Below are 16,418 nucleotides of genomic sequence, written 5' to 3'. Positions count from 1 at the left end.
AGTCAGGGCTGGAGCAGGCATCCGATGGCACGCCCCCGTACGAGACTGATCACCCGTGAGCGCATCATGGGCACGGCCCTGCGCATCGTCGACGAGCACGGCCCCGAGGCGCTGTCCGTCAGTCGCATCGCGGTGGAACTCGGCGTCAAGGGCCCCTCGATGTACAACCACATCTCGGGGCGGGACGAACTCGTCGAGGGCATCCGCGAGTTGCTCCTCGCCGAGATCGCCACGGGGCACTCCGCACTGCGCCCGTGGACGGTCGCGGCCGAACGCTGGGCGCGCGCCTATCGCCGCGTCTTCGCTGCGCACCCCCGCGTAGTGCCGCTGCTGACCGCCCAGCCGGTCGGCTCGGCCGCGACGCTGGAGTCGTACGAGCGGGCCTACGCCGTACTGCGTGAGGCCGGCTGGCCGGAGGCCGAGATCCAGGCCGTCGTCCGATCGATCGAGTACTTCGTGATCGGCTCGGCTCTCGATCTGACGACACGAGACCCCGAACAGGCCGAGCTGTCCTTCGAGATCGGCCTTGCCTCCCTGATCACAGGTCTGGAGGCGCGTCTGGCCGAGCAAGCGGACGGCCACCGGCATGCGAGTGGGTCGAACCCGCGCGACCGAGGCCCCGCTCCCTCCTGAACGGTGCGCCCCCGCCGTACGCCGGGAAGGCGCAGAACCGGCGGAGTGCGCCTCGGTGTTCGGAGCGTCCGAGACCGCTGACGCTATGCGTCGAAGCTGCGCTCCAGCGCACGGACCGCCTCGCGCCAGGGGCCGGCGTCGAGGGAGAAGGGACGCGTTTCCCCGCTCTCCAGGTGCTCGAGGGTCATCGTGTGTATGAGGCCTCCGACGAGTTCGGGCAGGAACGGAACGGCGGCGTGTTCGGGGTGCTTGCGGACGACCTCGGTCACCCTCTGAGCCATCAGACCGATCTGGTGTCGGTAGAAGTCGGAGACGGACGGCTCGTTCAGGAATGCCACGCGCAACCGCCTGCGCCTGATGGTGGTCTCGTCCGGCTCCCTGGACTCGTGGGGGTTGCGCTCCATCGCCAGGAAGATCGCTCGCGCCGGCGGAGTGCCAGAAGTCAGGAGCTTGTCCAACTCCGCGGTGAGATGCGGGAAGACGGCCTCGTCGAACAGCACGGCTTCCTTGCACAGGAAGTAGCGGAAGAAGGTCCGCCGTCCCACGGAAGCTGCGGCGGCGATGTCGTCGATGGTCGTGCCTTCGAAACCGCGGGTCTCGAAGAGGTCCAACGCGGCACGACGGATGTCCTCTCGCGTGCGGTCCTTCTGCTCCGCGCGGGTGGGGCGCGTCTTCGTCTTCTTCATCAGCTGTCCGTGGTCCGTTCGTCGGTGTGGGGTACGAACACGCCTAGCGAAAGTGGCACTAGTGCCACTACTGTGCAGCCTGCGTCCATCGAATGGAAAGTGGCACTGGTGCCACCGTTCACCTTACGCCGACAGCGTTGTTGCCGTGGCCGGTTGGCCACTGGATCAGTAAGGACACCCCATGCCTCGCAGAGTGACCCGCGCTCTTCTCACGGCCTCCTTCGTCGGCGCACTCACGCTCACCGCGTGCGGCGCACCGACAAGCACCGGCACAAACAAGGGCACCGGTACTCCCGTCCAGGGAGGTGAACTCACCGTCGCGCTCGACCGGGAGGTTCCCACTCTCGACGTTGCCACCGGCCTGGTCACGCAGGCACCGCTCCGTCTTCTCGCCAACGCTCTGTACCAGCCGCTCATGACTCCCACCGTCGGCGGCGTGTACGCCCCTGGCCTGGCGAAGTCGCTCACCGCGGACGGCACCGCCACGAAGTGGACGCTGAAGGTTCCGGAGAACGTCACCTTCTCCGACGGCTCAGCTCTGACCGCCGCCGCCATCCAGGCTCACATCAAGCGTCTGGCCGATCCCGCGACCCGCTCCTCATCCGCGGGCCAGGCGGCCCAGATCAAGGGCATGGACATCGCCGACGAGACGACCATCGTCTTCACACTCGCGGCCCCCAACGCGGACTTCGCCTCCGTGCTCGCTCGCGCGCTCGGCATGGTCACCTCCACCAAGGCGAAGGACAAGTTCGGGTTCCCGCTCGGCGCGGGCCCTTACGTGATCAAGGACTTCACCGCCGGCGACTCGGTGACCCTCGTCCGCAACAAGAACTACTGGGGAAAGCCCGCCAAGCTCGACTCCATCACCTTCGAGATGATGCCGGACGCCGACTCCCGCTTCCAGAGCCTCCAATCGGGCGACGTCGACCTGATCTGGACGGAGGTCACCAGCCAGTTCAAGCAGGCACGTACGAACGGCAAGCTTGCCGTGCACGCTTCCCCCACGTCCGTCACCTCGCTCCTTCTCAACCTCACCTCTCCGAAGTTCCAGGACGTCCGGGTACGCACGGCACTCGCCCAGGCCGTCGACCGCAATGCGATCAACGCTGTGGTCAATCTCGGCGAAGGGACGCCGGTCGACGGGCCTTACAGCCTGCTCGGGGACCTCGCTCCGGACGTGAACTACCCCAAGTACGACCCGGAAGCCGCCCGCAAGGTTCTCGAAGGCGCCGGCCTCGAGTTCGCGCTGACCGTGTCGAACGCGCCCGACTCGCTCCAGCGCGCCACCGCGCTGAAGGACATGCTCGGCAAGGCCGGCGTCAAGGTGGAACTCGCCCCGGTCGAGGTCGCCTCGTACGCCTCCACTCTCGCGTCCAAGGACTTCGAGGCGGTCGACTTCGTCACCTCGATCTTCTCCGACCCGGCGGGTGGGGCACTGGCCTTCCACTCGAAGGGCCCGTACAACCTCATCGGCTACAGCGACAAGGTCGTCGACGCCGAACTCGCCGCAGCCAACGGCGTGACCGCTGCCGACAAGCGCGCGAAGCACCTCGCCGCGGTCTCGAACAAGCTGGCCGCCGACCTGCCGGCTCTGTGGCTCACGGCGGGCAGCGCCGGGTTCATCGGCTCATCCGACCTGGCCGGCGTCCGCGATATGACCGGGGCCACCCTCATCTCGATCAACCCGGCTGAGATCGGCTGGGCCAAGAAGTGAGACTCACCTGGTTGTCGCGCGCGGGACGTTCGCTCTTGGTGCTGATCGTCATCGCCGCGCTCACCTGCCAGCTCGCGCTTCTGCTGCCCGGCGACCCGGCGCTCATCCTCCTCGGTCAGGAGTCGACCGAGGCCCAGCGCGCTGCCCTGCGCACCACGTTGGGCCTCGACCAGGACTTCTTCACCCGCTTCCTGGACTGGTCGGGTGGGGTCCTCACCGGTGACTGGGGAACATCGTTCAGCTCGGGGCGGCCCGTGCTGACCGAGATCCTCGAACGTGTCCCCGCCACAGCCGAGCTCGTCATCCTGAGTCAGATCGTCGCACTCGCCGTGACCATCCCTCTGGCACTGCACAGCGCCCGCACGCCGGGAGGAACGCTGGACCGGATCATCTCCACCAGCACCTTCATCACGCTCGCGATCCCGTCGTTCGTCGTGGGAATGCTCCTCATCTACATCTTCGCGGTGCAGGCGGGTTGGTTCCCGGCGTCCGGCTACACGCCCTTCTCCGAGGATCCGCTCGACAACCTGCATCGCATGGTGCTGCCGGTTCTCACTCTCGGCATCGCCGAGGCCTCGATATACATGCGCACCCTCCGCGGCTCCGCCGTCGAAGCGCTGCGTTCGCCCTTCGCCTACGCGTCGCTCGTCCGTGGCGCCTCGGATTCCCAGCTGCTCTGGAAGCGCATCCTGCGCCCGGCGTCGCCCACGCTCACCGCGCTCGTCGGCATCAACCTCGCCGTGGCACTGGGCGGAACGCTGCTCGTCGAGGCCCTGTTCGCCATCCCGGGTCTGGGCCGCCTGACGGTAGGCGCTCTCGGCGGACGGGACATCCCGATGGTCCAGGGCGTCGTACTGTTCGCCGCCGTCATCGTCGTCGTCTTCGGCATCCTCACCGACGCCGCCGTCCATCGCATTGACGCAAGGAGCTCTCGTGTCAGCGCCTGACCTCGTCGCCGACAGCCGCGCGGTTCGTCCGGTCCGCCCGGTGATTCGAGTACCGCGCATCGGCATCCTTCTCGCATCCGGGTGGCTCATCCTGTTGGGCGCCGCGACACTCGCGTCGGTCCTCGGGGCCGGCTCCGATCCGATCGCCAACGACTACACCGCCATCAGCCTGCCGCCGAGCGCGGAGCACCTGTTCGGGACCGACAACCTCGGACGTGACGTGCTGGCCCGCTCACTGCACGGCGCCGGAGCCAGCGCCACCGTGGCCATCATCACGGTGCTGGTGGGCGGCGGAATCGGCATCGTGCTCGGCGTCTGGGCCGGACTCGCCCGCGGTCCCGTGGATGCCGTCATCGGGTTCTTCACCGACGCCGCCATCGCACTGCCGGGGCTGATCATCATCTCGACGATCGTCACCCTCACCGGCCCGAGCCTTCCCACCATCGCGCTGACCATCGCCGGGTTCGCGATGCCCGTGTTCTCCCGGTTGAGCCGCGCCACGACACTGGCTGTCGCGACAGAGAACCACGTGGTCGTCGCCCGGACGCTGGGTGCCGGCCGTTGGCGGATCGTGACCCGTGAAGTCCTTCCGGTCGTTCTGCCCAGGATGACCCCCTTCATCATGACGGCGGTCGCCGGCTCCATCGTCGCGGAGGGTGCTCTCAGCTTCCTCGGATTCGGGATCCGGCCACCGCAGCCGTCATGGGGAAGCCTCATCGCCGATGGTCGCGCCCAGCTCGTCGACGCGCCCTGGGTCGCGCTGATCCCGGCGCTGCTGCTGTGCCTGACGATCCTGTCCATCAACGTTCTCGGCGAGCACTTCAGGGAGGCGAAGCGATGAATCCTGTTCTTCACGTGGAACATCTCACGACTGTCGTCGCCCGTCGCGGAGTCGAGCAGACCGTCGTGGACGGGGTGAGCCTGTCGCTCCCCGCCGGCGGGTCGCTCGCGATCGTCGGCGAATCGGGCGCAGGGAAGTCCATGCTCATCCGCTCCATCCTCGGAGTCCATCCACCCGGCATCACCATGAACGTCAGCGGGCGCGTGCTCCTGGACGGCAACGACATGCTGGCCGTACGTGGCCGGGCTCACCGGCGGGTCCTCGCGCACAGCGTGGGGATGATCCACCAGGACCCGCTGCGCTCGCTCAACCCGACGTACCGGGTCGGAACCCAGCTCACCGAGGCACTGGCGTTCGCCGGCGGCGGACCGGGGCGGAAGGGAAGAGCCGCGCGTGCCGTCGAGCTCATGCGTGAGGTGGGATTCCGCAGTCCGGAGACCGAAGCCCGGCGCTACCCGCACGAGTTGTCCGGCGGACAGCGCCAGCGCATCGGCATCTCCGCGGCGACACTCACCGAGCCCGCCCTCCTCATCGGCGATGAGCCGACCACAGCTCTGGACGTCACCGTCCAGAAGCGGGTCCTCGACCTCATGGACCAGATGCGCGCCCGCACCGGCGCCAGTCTCCTGTTGGTGACACACGACCTGGGGGTCGCCGCCGAGCGCTGCGACGAGATCATCGTCATGCGCGCGGGCTGCATCGTGGAGGCAGGGTCCACGGCGACACTGCTCTCGTCCCCGACGCACCCGTACACGAGGGGCCTTCTGGAGAGCATCCCGCGGCTGGACGGTCCCCGGCCGCGCAGACTGCGAACGTCCGCAGAAGGAGCACTGTCATGACCGCCGACGTGTTGAGCATCCGGGATCTCGTCGTCGGATACGGCGACCGGATCGTGTTGGACGGCGTAAGCCTGACGGTGCCCGCCCGTGGATGTGTCGGCCTGGTGGGCGAGTCCGGCTCCGGGAAGTCGACCCTTGCCCGAACGATTCTCGGACTGCAGACACCACGCTCAGGATCCGTCGACATCGTCGGGGCGGGTGGTGACCCCAAGCACCCCGTGCAGATGGTCTTTCAGGACCCGATCTCCTCCCTGGCCCCGCATCGGGCGACCATCGACATCGTTGCCGAACCGCTCACAATCCGAGGCATCGGAACAAAACGCCAACGCCGCGAACGCGCCCGGGAGTTGCTCGACAGAGTCGGGCTCGACCCCCTGCGCTTCGCCGACGCGCGGCCGACCACGCTCTCGGGTGGGCAGGCCCAGCGGGTCGCCATCGCGCGGGCGCTCGTCGCCGAGCCCGCCCTGCTGCTCTGCGACGAACCCGTCTCGTCGCTGGACGTATCCGTGCAGGCGAGAGTGCTGAACCTCCTCGCGGATCTCCGTGAAGAGGCCGGACTGAGCATGCTCTTCATCTCCCACGACCTCGCCGTCGTGCGGATGATCGCCGACTCCGTGTCCGTGCTCAGCGAAGGCCGGATCGTGGAGAGCGGCGAGACCGAGCGTGTCATCGCCGATCCTCAGCACGCGTACACCCGCCAACTCCTCGAAGCGGCACCCCGCTTGCCCAAGTTGGCCGATTCAACGGCGACGAATCCTTCCCAGAACCCTCCGGCTTCTGAGCCGGCCGCATGAAAGAGAACAAATGAACCGCACCTTCCCTGAAGGATTCGTCTGGGGTACTGCAGCCGCCGCCTACCAGGTGGAGGGCGCATGGGACGCGGACGGCAAGGCTCCGTCCGTGTGGGACACCGCCAGCCAGACCTGGTTGAAGACCCCGGACGGTACGAACGGCGACGTCGCCATCGACCAGTACCACCGCCTCGACCAGGACCTCGACCTGCTCCAGCGCCTCGGCGCCGGCGCCCACCGCTTCTCGGTGTCATGGCCCCGGATCGTGACCGACGCCAAGGGCACGGTCAACCAAGCGGGCCTCGACTACTACGAGCGCATGGTCGACGGACTGCTCGCACGAGGCATCGCGCCTGCTCTGAACCTCTACCACTGGGACACCCCGCAGTGGCTGGAGGACCTGGGCGGCATGATGGACCGCGACTTCGCAGACCGGCTCGCCGACCTCGCCACGGTTGTGGCTGGACGTCTCGGGGACCGGGTGAGCCAGTGGTTCACGATGAACGAGCCCAGCCACCCGTCTCTGGGCGGCTACGTCGCAGGCTTCCTTCCCCCGGCAAGGAAGGAAGGTTCCGCCGGGTTGGCCACGGTTCACCACCTGCTGCTCGGTCACGGCCGTTCGATCCAGGCGCTGCGCGCAGCTGGTGTCCAGGGCGAGATCGGCACGATCCTCAGCCTCAGCGGCGTGGCACCGGCGACCTCCCACCCGGACGACGTCCAGGCCGCGGAGCGTGCCGAGCACTTCGAAGGCCGCCTGTTCCTCGACCCCATGCTGGGCCGGGGTCACCTGCCCGAGATGGTCGCGACACTCGGCGACATCATCCGTGAAGGCGACGAGGAGATCATCGCCCAGCCGATCGACGTCCTGGGCGTGAACTGGTACTCGCGTTACAGCGCCGCCTCCCCCGAGCGGGCGACCGCGCACCTCGCCGATCTACCGGCGCGGGGAGCGATGTTCGCCGGTCTCGCACCTGCTACGGCCGGACTCGGATTCGCCGTGGTCCCCACCCCGGGGCTGCCCTGGGGCGGGGCGCACCGCCAGCTCACGCCCGGCGGGCTGCGCCACGCCCTCGACTGGGTTGCCGAGACCTACCCGGACCACCCCGACATGGTCATCACCGAGAACGGCGTCGGATATCCGGAGACGGCGGACGCCGCAGGCTTCGTGCAGGACGACACTCGGATCCGCTACCTCGGGTGGGCGCTCACGGAGCTGAGCGAAGCCATCGCCGACGGAGCACGGGTCCGGGGCCACCACGTGTGGACGAGCTTCGACAATTTCCAGTGGATGGCCGGGTTCTCCCAGCGGTTCGGGCTCGTCCACGTCGACCCCGAGACCCTGGTGCGCACGCCCAAGGCATCGTTCGCGTGGCTGGCCGAGGCTGTGCGCACCGGTACGGTGCCCTCCGTTCCCGTCGAACCACTCACCGGTGACCACACCGGGATCGACCTGCCCCGAGTCCGCAACGCGCGCGGACTCGGCGGGCTGCGCACCGTCGACGGGCGGATCGTGAGGGACGGGGTCGTCTTCCGCAGCGCGGGATTGCACCGGCTCGGCGACGAGGGACGGACGGCAATCGCTGCCCTCGACATCACGACGCTCCTCGACCTTCGCGGTGAGGACGAGGTACGTCGAGCACCGGATGAGGTCGGCACGGCGCGGGTCGTGCACCTCCCGCTGCACACGCCGCGCAACGCGGACGCCGGAGCGGCTGTGGGCGCGGCGGGTGACGTTCGGGGCTCGTACTCGCTGAAGGACATCTACCTGGAGATCGTGAGAGAGCGGGGCGCCGCGCTCGTGAGGGGAATACGAGAAATCGCGACGTCCGAGGGCGCGGTTCTCGCGCACTGCACAGCAGGAAAGGACCGCACGGGAGTGTTCATCGCGGTGCTGCTCGCCGCGCTCGGCGTACGCGACGACGACATAGTGCGGACCTACGCGGAGTCTTCCGAACGGCTGGGCGATGGATTCCTGGCCGAGGTCTCCGGCATTTTCTACGGCGACGGGCCCGAAGGCGCGAGGATGCCGGACTCCGTGATCGAGGAGATGCTGTCGTCACCCGCCGACTACATCGAGGGCGTTCTCGCGAACATCCGCCACGACCACGGAACCGTCGCGGCGTATCTGCTCGCGAACGGACTCGAGCCGGTCGAGCTCCAGCGGGTACGGGAGAAGCTCCTCGCCTGACTCGGTTCCCGATGAGATCCCTCGTCTGGCCGGCGGGGGATCTCATCGGCGGCCGGCACGCCGAACGAGCCAGTAGGTCAGGGCGTCGCGAGGATCCTCGCCGCGCAACGTTCGACGGTGGCGAGCGCGGCAGGTTCGTCAGGGCGATTGAGGTAGCCGTGCCGGGTGTCCGGCTCCGTGACGACGGAGCACTTCACCCCCGCGGCGTGGAGTGCTCCGGCAAAACCCTCCCCTGAGATCCGCAGCTCGTCCACGTCGGCGGGGAACATGACGGTGGGCGGGAATCCCGCGAGTTGCTCCGGAGGGGCCGTGCCTGGAATCGCGTACACCTCAGCGGCGTCGATCGGCGTCCCGAGATAGTTCTCGTACATGGCGCGAACGGTCTCGGGACCGAACGTGTCGGCCTCAGGATGCGCGTCCAACAGCGCTCGGAGCGCGGGGCCCGGTGCCGGCTGCACGGCGTGGAGCGTCGGGTAGGCGAGTACGGCGAGCGCGGGAACGGGCCCTCCGGTGTGCACCAGACGCATCGCGGCGCCCGCGGCCAAGTTGCCGCCGGCGCTGGCTCCACCGAGGGACCACGGGCCGGTCGACAGCTCGGACGCCGCAGCCCATCGGAAGGCGAACTCGACTTCGTCGGAAGCGACCGGATAGTGCACGCCGTCGCGTGGCGTACTACCTGTTCGGGCTGCCCAGTGTTGCGGGACGGGGGCGAGGCTGTAGTCGACGGAGACGACGGTGATGCGCCGCTCGGCGAACTGCCGTGCCACCCAGTCGGCTTCGGGCATGTCGAGGTCCCCGCCGGCGAACCCGCCACCGTGGGCCCAGACGAGTCCGGGCCCCGCAGCCGCCTCCGACGCGTACACGCGCACCGTCAGCGGGCCGTTGGGGCCGTCGAGGACGAGGTCGGTCATGAGGTCTCCCCGCTCCGCTCCACGTTCCAGTACTTCCCGAGCTCGATGAAACGTCGCGCGATCTGATCGAGACCGTCTTGATCGGGATGCAGCCCGTCGTAGAGCATCGCGACATCTTCGTCCCCGAACAGTTCCCGTCCGTCGATGAGCATCAGGCGCTCGTCCGCACGGCCGTTGACGACGTCCGCCAGAATCTCTCTGGTCCGCCTGAGGGAAAGCGCCCCGGTGTCCGGACCCACGGCACGCGATGCCGCTCTTGCTCGCCCCTCCGAGTCCTTCGTGACGGGTCCCGGAGCACTCTCATGGATCGGGCAGGCCACAGCCGAGATCATCGCGATCAACGTGCTCGGATGCCCTTCCCGGATGGTGTCGAGGAACGCGTGCACGGCCGGGCGGAAGGTGCGTTCACGCATGCTGTCGGCGTTGACCAGATTGATGCCGACCTTGAGGGTGATCACGTCGGCCGGGGTGTCCCGGATGATCCGTGCCGCGAAGCCGTCGAGCTGAGCGTTGCCGGCGAACGAGAGGTTGCGCAGGTTCCAGCCGAGACGGGACGCCGCGGCCACTGGCCACGTTCGCGCGGCGGACACCGCGTTCATCCCCTGGCTGATGGAACTGCCGTAGTGCGTCCACCGGGTGCCACTCGCCGGCGACGGGACCAGACGCCCCGCACCCTCCAGGGACACGAGTCTCACCTGGGCGTTATGGGGCAACAGGATCTCCACCGGCCCTTGACCGGCCGTGGGCACCGTGACCGTCTCCGGGTACTGCCGACTGACGCCGACCACCCGATTCTCAGGGCCGAGGAATATCACGCTGGGCGCGGAGAGCGGAACCTTCGTCTCGCTTCCCGCCTGACGCGCGATGAGCGTGACGGGTGCTCGATCGGCTCCCGTTGGCGCGATGGTCGTCGACGACAGGGTAAGGGTGACGAAGCGGGCATCGGTCTCGAACCGTACGGTCACACCGACCGGGCAGGCCTCGGCGAACGAGAAGAGTGGGTCATCGACCTGAGCGCGGGCCCAGGCGGGGAGCCGGTGCACCGTCACACCACCCGGCTCCTCCTCGAGGCTCGCCGCTCCGCTCACGAACTGGCCCCACTCGTGCCCAGACGCGATCACGCTCACGTTGTCCGTCCTTCGAGCTCGTCTCTCCCGGCGGCTTTGACCAGTCCGAGTGGCGAACCGCTGTCGGCTCGATGCGCCGGCTGTACCGGTGTCGCGAGGGCCGTCTTCACCTGGTGCTCCGTTCGTCAGTGTAGCGATCCGGCTATCAAACATGGCACTAGTGCCACTAGTGTTCAGATCGCGTTCACTGAGCGCAAGGGGGAGTCGCGGTCCTCGTCCGGCGACAGCGGTGCCGATGGGGCAGCAGACCCGCTGACTGAGCCCCTTCCTCCACTTCCGGGCCCGGAACAGCCATGATCGAAGGGAACCTTGAGCAGTGGGATCCATCCGGCGTTCTCTTCAGGACCACACTCGTCGACATTGCCGAAACGGCGGCAGCAGCCTTCAGGGCGATGCCCACAGACGGGGCGACATGGCTTTCTGCGGGCAGGAGTTGAGCTGAATGCAGTGGTACTCAACGACGCTCTCGACCCAACTGGCGACGCTCGCGCTCGCTTTCGTGTTGTGCACGATCATCGGATACGAACGGCAGCGGCGTCAGAAGAGCGCCGGTTTGCGTACGCACGCGCTCGTCGGCATGGGGTCAGCGCTCTTCACCATCGTGTCCGCCTACGGCTTCGATCAAGCGTTGAACGCCGACGGGCGTCTCGACCCGTCCCGCATCGCCGCACAGATCGTCTCCGGCATTGGATTCCTCGGCGGCGGGGTGATCTTCGTCAAGCGAGGGTCGGTCAGCGGTTTGACGACAGCGGCCTCGATCTGGATCAGCGCGGCGGTGGGAATGGCGTGCGGGGCGGGGATGCCGACTGTCGCGATCTTCGCGACGCTGCTGGACCTGCTGGCGATGACGGTCCTCACCGTCTGGGGGCGACGAGTCTCACTCGCTCACGATGACGAGGGGATCGTGGCCGTGGTCTACCGGGGCGGCCGCGGCATCCTGCGGGGGTTGCTCGAACAAGCGGCGGCCTCGGGTTATGAAGCGCACCTGGAGAGCTCGCGCGACGTCACCAAGGCAGACGGCAAACCGAGGGTCGAGGTGCGAATCCGTGTGGTCGGCCGCGGGCAACCCATCGAGCCGCTGTTGGAACGCGTCATCGGCATGCGCGGTGTCACCTCGGTGCGAACCCTCGCCGAGGACGACTGAGGCAGAGGTGCCGCACAGCGCCGCGCTCCAGGAAGTCATGACACTCCAGTCACATCGCAATCTGACCCGATGACCTTCGGGTGCTACCGGCCTCAGTCGGACGGCGGAGGCCGGCGGCACAGAGCGGTGCGCGGATGACTGCCCCGGATGAGACATGAGGCCACTTTCATCAAATTGGACTTCGTGTCCTTGCGATTGGCTTCGATACGGTCGCGGCATGCGTATCCATGTCGTAGACGCCTTCACTGACCGACCGTTCGCCGGTAACCCCGCGGGGGTATGCCTGCTCGACACCGGAGACTGGCCCGAGGATGCCTGGATGCAGCGGGTCGCTGCCGAAATGAATTACTCGGAGACCGCCTTCGCACGGCCGCTCCCCGCAGGCGAGGACGCCGACTGGGAGATCCGTTGGTTCGCCCCACTCGTCGAGACCAATCTGTGCGGCCATGCCACTTTGGCCACGGCGCACACGCTACGGCGGGAGCGTGGGGTTGTCGGCGTGCTGCGTTTCCGCAGCCGGTTCAGCGGCATCCTCACCGCACACGCGCACGAGGACGGCCGCATCACCCTGGACTTCCCGGCCGCGCCCGGCACGGAAAGCCCGTTGCCGGAAGGCCTGTCGGAGGCCCTGGGGGTGAGGCCGGAGGCAGCCTTCCGCACGGGGGCGCTCGGCGACCTGTTGACCGTCCTGCCCGACGAGGCCACTGTCCGGGGCGTGACCCCCGACCTTGAGGTGATGGCCGACATGACCCGCCGTGAGGGCCTGCGCGGCGTCATCATCACGGCCCCGGCGCCCGGTCCTGGCCTGGAGTACGACTTCGTCTCCCGCTTCTTCTCGCCCGCCGAGGGCATCCTCGAGGATCCGGTGACGGGCAGCGCGCACACGGCACTGGCCCCCTACTGGTCGACGCGACTCGACCGTGACGAGCTCACCGGTCTGCAGGTGTCCGCGCGCACCGGGCTGGTCAGGACCTCCGTGCACGGTGACCGCGTTCATCTCACCGGGCACGCGGTCACCGTGCTTGACGGGACCCTGCATGTCTGACTGATCGATTCCACGGCGTCGGCTGCCCGTGGGGCGCGGGAGCCCGACGTCAGTGAGCGAAGACAGGATGGGACTCACTCACCCGCCTGTCGCCCCTGGAACAGAGCGGCCCGCGGCCCTACGGAACCGAGGTCGCCGTACCCCGCTCCACCGAGGCCACGACTCTCCCAACGGGGCGCCGCGTTGGGGGTTGACGTGAGTATTGGTCTATGCCAATTTCTCCTCGACGCATGTCGGAAGTCGGGCATACGGCCGCCGCCACCGCCGTGATCGGTCTCGGCGCCACCGCGCTGACCGCGCTCCCGGCCGCCGCCGCCGAGGAGAGCGTCGCTGTCCGGTACCGGCACGGCGGCGCGGGCAGCGACCAGGCGGCGCCCTGGTTCACCGTGGTCAACACCGGGACGACGAACTGCCCGTTGCGCCAGGTCAAGCTGCGCTACTACTTCAAGGCCGACCCAGCGCCTCGTACAGCTACACCTGCGACTGGGCCGTCAAGGGCTGCACGCATCTGACGGGGGCGTTCGGCACGCCGGCCAACCCCACCGCCGCGGCGGACCGGTACCTGGAAGGCGGGTTCACCGCAGGAGCCGGCTCCCTGGAACCGGGCGCCGACACCGGGGACGTGCAGCTGCGCTTCCACCGCTCCGACTGGCAGCCTCTCGACCAGTCCGACGACTACTCCTTCGGGCCCGCGCGGACCTCGTACGGGGACTGGACGAAGGTCACCGCCACCATCGGCGGAGTCCAGGTCTGGGGCACCGCCCCGGGCGGCAACGAGTCAACGCCGACGCCGACCGGCCCGCCCCCACAAGTCCGACAACTCCTCCGGCTCGACAGGGTGTCCTCTTCGACGACTTCGACTACACCGGCCACACCGATCCGGCGGTCACCGCGCACGGCTGGACCATCCGCTCCGGCGGTGACGGCCCCGGCGTCGGCGCGGCGACCTGGGCGCCCGGGAACGTGACCTTCGCCAAGGAGGACACGAAATCCGTCATGACGCTGCGCACGTCGACCGCGGGCACCGGCGCGTCGACGCGACAGACCGAAGTGCACACTGCTGCACGGAAGTTCAGGAACGGCACCTACGCGCCCGCGTGCGCTTCGCGGACACCCCGACCAGCGGACCGGACGGCGACCACCTGGTCCAGAGCTTCTTCACCATCAACGACCTGACCGCACCGATGGCGGACGACTACGCCGAGTACGACTTCGAGTACCTCCCCAACGGCGGCTGGGGCGAGACGGTGAACGTCCTCTACACCACCTCCTGGGAGACCTTCCGCCCCGACCCCTGGGAGGCGGTCAACCAGCACACGGAGGCCCGCGCGAGCCAGGCGGGCTGGCACGACCTCGTCCTGACCATCGACGACACGGCGCTCGTCTACCACCTCGACGGCAAGGAGTTCGCCCGCCACGACACCCGCTACCTCCCCGAGCGACCCATGTCGATCCACGTCAACCAGTGGCTGATCGACCTCGGCGGCCAGACCTCCACGACCCCCCGCGCCTACGAGGAGCAGGTCGACTACCTGCTCCACGTGAAGGACGAGGTCCTCACCCCGGCCCAGGTGGCGGCGAAGGTCGCCGGCTTCCGCGCGTCCGGAACGGTCTTCAAGGACTCCGTTCCCGGCTCCTGAGCCGGTCGCCGACATCTTGTGGCCGCCATGCCCCTTCCGTTCAACATCAACAACCGCTGGCCCGTCCTCGACGTACCCTCCGGAACGTCCAGGTGGGCGTTCCCGCCGGGCTCCAGATCGTCGGCCACCCTACGACGTCCCCACCGTCTTTCGCGTCGGCAAGGCGCTGGAAACCGGCCGCCCTTGGTCGTATGCGCACGTGGCCGCCGCGTTTGAGACCCATCGTGAAGCTGGCAGCGGTGGCGCCGGATCGGACGGCCTGAAGCCCAAGATTCGCTGGTCATGCCGTTCCGCCTCGTCGGTCAGTCCGGGATCCATCGGACGCGACAGCGCGCCTGGAGTTCGTCGGCCGTCATGCCCCGCCGCCGCGCGCGTTCCTGGTGCTCGGCTGCCTGCTGCACGGCATCGGGCCCAAGTCCATCGGGGGGAGAGGCGGTGTCGAGAGCGAGCTCGGGGGCCTCCCAGTCTGTTGCGCTGTCGTGGACCGGACCGAATGGGGCCGGACCCAGGCCGGCGACGCCGACAAGGTCGGCTGATCCGCTCATGGACATGAATGAGCTTCTTCGAGTTGGCCACCGATCGGGTGATGGGCCGTGAAGCGCAACGAACGAGGCCCCCGAGCTGTTGATCGAGATGTCTGACGTCTCGATCACGTTGCTCGGGGGCCTCGTTGGTCATCCATCCGGCCGCACTTGACCTACCGCATGCGCTCGTGGAGTGGGTCACCATGCTGGTTGTCACTCGTGAGGGCGACCGGCGCTGCAAGCTCCGTCCGTCTCAGCGGGCGATGGTTACACTGGTGTACCTGCGAGAGCACACCACTCTGGCGAAGATCGCCGCCGGGTTCGGGATCAGCGAGTCCACCGCCCACGCCTACACCCGCGCAGTCGTCGACCTGCTCGCCGAACGAGCACCGGGCCTGCTCAAGACGCTGCGCGAGCACGATCCCGACTTCATCCTGCTCGACGGCACCCTCGCCGAGTGCGACCGGGTCGGCGACGGCCGGGCCGACTACTCCCACAAACACCGGCGCCACGGCGTGAACGTGCAGGTCGTCACCGACCCCTACGGCCGACTGCTGTGGCTCTCGCCCGCCCTGCCGGGCCGCACACACGACCTGACCGCCGCCCGCACCCACCGGATCATCCGGATCTGCGAGCGCCAAGGCGTTCCCATCCTGGCCGATCTCGCCTACCAAGGCGCAGGACCGTGGCTGACGACCGGCATCAAACGCAAGCCACTCCAGGAACTCACACCCACCGAGAAGACCCTCAATGCGCGTGCCGATGAGAAAGGGACATCTCATCAGAAGGATGACTGCCTGGCCGCCACGTCACATGTACTGGAAGTAGCGGTCGAACCAGACCGGGGGCAGGTCTTCGTCGTCGTCCTCGTCGTCGTCCCAGCCCTGCTCGGCCGCCAGGGCCGCGAGTAGCGGCTCCGCGTACATCTGCTCTAGAACGGACCTGCCGTCGTACGGCTCTAGGAGCAACTCGATAGGGACGAAAACGCAGCCCGTCTCGGTGCAGACGCCGTCGAGCCAGGTCAGGAACTCCTCCGTGAGGCCCTGCTCGGAGCCGGGCATGCCCTCGCCGCCCGTACCGGCCGTGACGAAGCCGCCGAAGTTGCTCAGGAGCACCCACATGGGCCGTTCGAGGCCGGTGACCTCCGCGGGGACCGTGACGCCGCCATAGTGGCTGCAGTCCTGGGTGAGACCGCTTGAGCAAGCGGGGCCGAACCGCGTCTCAAGGGCGCGCACGAGCGGGGCGAAACGCTTCCCCGCGGCGACCGGGTCGAAGTTCTTCGGGCGTTCGAGGTGTTCCGGGTCGTCGTACTCCCTCAGGAGCGCCCGGATCTCGTCGGTGGGCAGCATGCGGTCGGATCCTCAGTGGTGTGCGGGGGTGGACCGGTG

13 protein-coding genes and 2 pseudogenes are annotated in these 16,418 nt (G+C 68.2%); 11 read left to right on the top strand and 4 right to left on the bottom strand.

Annotation, left to right across the window (positions count from 1 at the left end; translation table 11 throughout):
• Positions 1-24: 24 nt before the first annotated feature.
• Positions 25-633, top strand: coding sequence for a TetR/AcrR family transcriptional regulator (locus ACIBG6_RS06920; protein WP_399221515.1), 609 nt, complete (start codon positions 25-27; stop codon positions 631-633).
• An 83-nt stretch (positions 634-716) separates the two neighbouring features.
• Here the strand turns inward: ACIBG6_RS06920 and ACIBG6_RS06915 are convergent, their stop codons facing one another.
• Positions 717-1,319: a TetR family transcriptional regulator gene (locus ACIBG6_RS06915; RefSeq protein ID WP_399221514.1), complete on the bottom strand. Its 603-nt coding sequence runs from the start codon at positions 1,317-1,319 to the stop codon at positions 717-719.
• Between the two features lie 181 nt (positions 1,320-1,500).
• On the opposite strand from ACIBG6_RS06915, the gene ACIBG6_RS06910 reads away from it, so the two are divergent.
• The 6 genes from ACIBG6_RS06910 to ACIBG6_RS06885 are packed head-to-tail and all read left to right on the top strand — an operon-like array spanning position 1,501 to position 8,639.
• Positions 1,501-3,033 (top strand): ABC transporter substrate-binding protein, encoded by a 1,533-nt coding sequence (locus tag ACIBG6_RS06910; protein ID WP_399221513.1) that lies wholly within the window; start codon positions 1,501-1,503, stop codon positions 3,031-3,033.
• Positions 3,030-3,980 (top strand): ABC transporter permease, encoded by a 951-nt coding sequence (locus ACIBG6_RS06905; RefSeq protein WP_399221512.1) that lies wholly within the window; start codon positions 3,030-3,032, stop codon positions 3,978-3,980. Before ACIBG6_RS06910 ends, ACIBG6_RS06905 begins: the two co-directional genes overlap by 4 nt.
• Positions 3,967-4,821 carry an ABC transporter permease gene (locus ACIBG6_RS06900; RefSeq protein ID WP_399221511.1) on the top strand — a complete coding sequence of 285 codons (855 nt, stop codon included), beginning with the start codon at positions 3,967-3,969 and terminating at the stop codon, positions 4,819-4,821. Before ACIBG6_RS06905 ends, ACIBG6_RS06900 begins: the two co-directional genes overlap by 14 nt.
• Positions 4,822-4,835: 14 nt before the next feature.
• Entirely contained in the window at positions 4,836-5,660 is an 825-nt protein-coding gene (locus ACIBG6_RS06895) for an ABC transporter ATP-binding protein (RefSeq protein ID WP_399221510.1), read from the top strand.
• Positions 5,657-6,454 carry an ABC transporter ATP-binding protein gene (locus ACIBG6_RS06890; RefSeq protein WP_399221509.1) on the top strand — a complete coding sequence of 266 codons (798 nt, stop codon included), beginning with the start codon at positions 5,657-5,659 and terminating at the stop codon, positions 6,452-6,454. Before ACIBG6_RS06895 ends, ACIBG6_RS06890 begins: the two co-directional genes overlap by 4 nt.
• 10 nt (positions 6,455-6,464) lie before the next feature.
• On the top strand, positions 6,465-8,639 hold the full coding sequence (locus ACIBG6_RS06885) for a family 1 glycosylhydrolase (protein ID WP_399221508.1): 2,175 nt from the start codon (positions 6,465-6,467) through the stop codon (positions 8,637-8,639).
• A 77-nt stretch (positions 8,640-8,716) separates the two neighbouring features.
• Here the strand turns inward: ACIBG6_RS06885 and ACIBG6_RS06880 are convergent, their stop codons facing one another.
• Both ACIBG6_RS06880 and ACIBG6_RS06875 read right to left on the bottom strand, forming a co-directional pair.
• Positions 8,717-9,550 carry an alpha/beta hydrolase fold domain-containing protein gene (locus ACIBG6_RS06880; protein ID WP_399221507.1) on the bottom strand — a complete coding sequence of 278 codons (834 nt, stop codon included), beginning with the start codon at positions 9,548-9,550 and terminating at the stop codon, positions 8,717-8,719.
• Complete coding sequence (locus ACIBG6_RS06875) at positions 9,547-10,677, bottom strand: GDSL-type esterase/lipase family protein (protein WP_399221506.1); 1,131 nt, start codon at positions 10,675-10,677, stop codon at positions 9,547-9,549. Before ACIBG6_RS06875 ends, ACIBG6_RS06880 begins: the two co-directional genes overlap by 4 nt.
• A gap of 442 nt (positions 10,678-11,119) precedes the next feature.
• Between ACIBG6_RS06875 and ACIBG6_RS06870 the strand changes: the two genes are divergently transcribed.
• The 4 genes and pseudogenes from ACIBG6_RS06870 to ACIBG6_RS06855 all read left to right on the top strand — a co-directional run.
• On the top strand, positions 11,120-11,821 hold the full coding sequence (locus ACIBG6_RS06870; RefSeq protein WP_399221505.1) for an MgtC/SapB family protein: 702 nt from the start codon (positions 11,120-11,122) through the stop codon (positions 11,819-11,821).
• A 217-nt stretch (positions 11,822-12,038) separates the two neighbouring features.
• Positions 12,039-12,866 carry a PhzF family phenazine biosynthesis protein gene (locus ACIBG6_RS06865; RefSeq protein ID WP_399221504.1) on the top strand — a complete coding sequence of 276 codons (828 nt, stop codon included), beginning with the start codon at positions 12,039-12,041 and terminating at the stop codon, positions 12,864-12,866.
• Positions 12,867-13,075: 209 nt separating this feature from the next.
• Positions 13,076-14,506: pseudogene (locus tag ACIBG6_RS06860) on the top strand (cellulose binding domain-containing protein).
• A gap of 670 nt (positions 14,507-15,176) precedes the next feature.
• Positions 15,177-15,818, top strand: a pseudogene (locus ACIBG6_RS06855) (transposase family protein); the annotation flags it as partial.
• Between the two features lie 21 nt (positions 15,819-15,839).
• Here the strand turns inward: ACIBG6_RS06855 and ACIBG6_RS06850 are convergent.
• The gene (locus ACIBG6_RS06850) at positions 15,840-16,379 is read right to left on the bottom strand and encodes a hypothetical protein (protein WP_399221503.1); all 540 of its coding nucleotides are present in this window, start codon (positions 16,377-16,379) and stop codon (positions 15,840-15,842) included.
• Between the last annotated feature and the right edge of the window lie 39 nt (positions 16,380-16,418).

This window comes from Streptomyces sp. NPDC050842 (genome assembly GCF_044456565.1).
Classification (GTDB): Bacteria; Actinomycetota; Actinomycetes; order Streptomycetales; family Streptomycetaceae; genus Streptomyces.
The sequence above is the reverse complement of the archived record's forward strand: the minus strand, read 5'-3'. Positions and strand labels throughout refer to the sequence as shown.

Bases quoted from the DNA above. Each gene is read 5' to 3' on its own strand.
- ACIBG6_RS06915 (WP_399221514.1), bottom strand. From the start codon at position 1,319: ATGAAGAAGACGAAGACGCGCCCCACCCGCGCGGAGCAGAAGGACCGC.
- ACIBG6_RS06910 (WP_399221513.1), top strand. From the start codon at position 1,501: ATGCCTCGCAGAGTGACCCGCGCTCTTCTCACGGCCTCCTTCGTCGGC.
- ACIBG6_RS06870 (WP_399221505.1), top strand. From the start codon at position 11,120: ATGCAGTGGTACTCAACGACGCTCTCGACCCAACTGGCGACGCTCGCG.
- ACIBG6_RS06880 (WP_399221507.1), bottom strand. From the start codon at position 9,550: ATGACCGACCTCGTCCTCGACGGCCCCAACGGCCCGCTGACGGTGCGC.
- ACIBG6_RS06920 (WP_399221515.1), top strand. From the start codon at position 25: ATGGCACGCCCCCGTACGAGACTGATCACCCGTGAGCGCATCATGGGC.
- ACIBG6_RS06850 (WP_399221503.1), bottom strand. From the start codon at position 16,379: ATGCTGCCCACCGACGAGATCCGGGCGCTCCTGAGGGAGTACGACGAC.
- ACIBG6_RS06865 (WP_399221504.1), top strand. From the start codon at position 12,039: ATGCGTATCCATGTCGTAGACGCCTTCACTGACCGACCGTTCGCCGGT.
- ACIBG6_RS06890 (WP_399221509.1), top strand. From the start codon at position 5,657: ATGACCGCCGACGTGTTGAGCATCCGGGATCTCGTCGTCGGATACGGC.
- ACIBG6_RS06885 (WP_399221508.1), top strand. From the start codon at position 6,465: ATGAACCGCACCTTCCCTGAAGGATTCGTCTGGGGTACTGCAGCCGCC.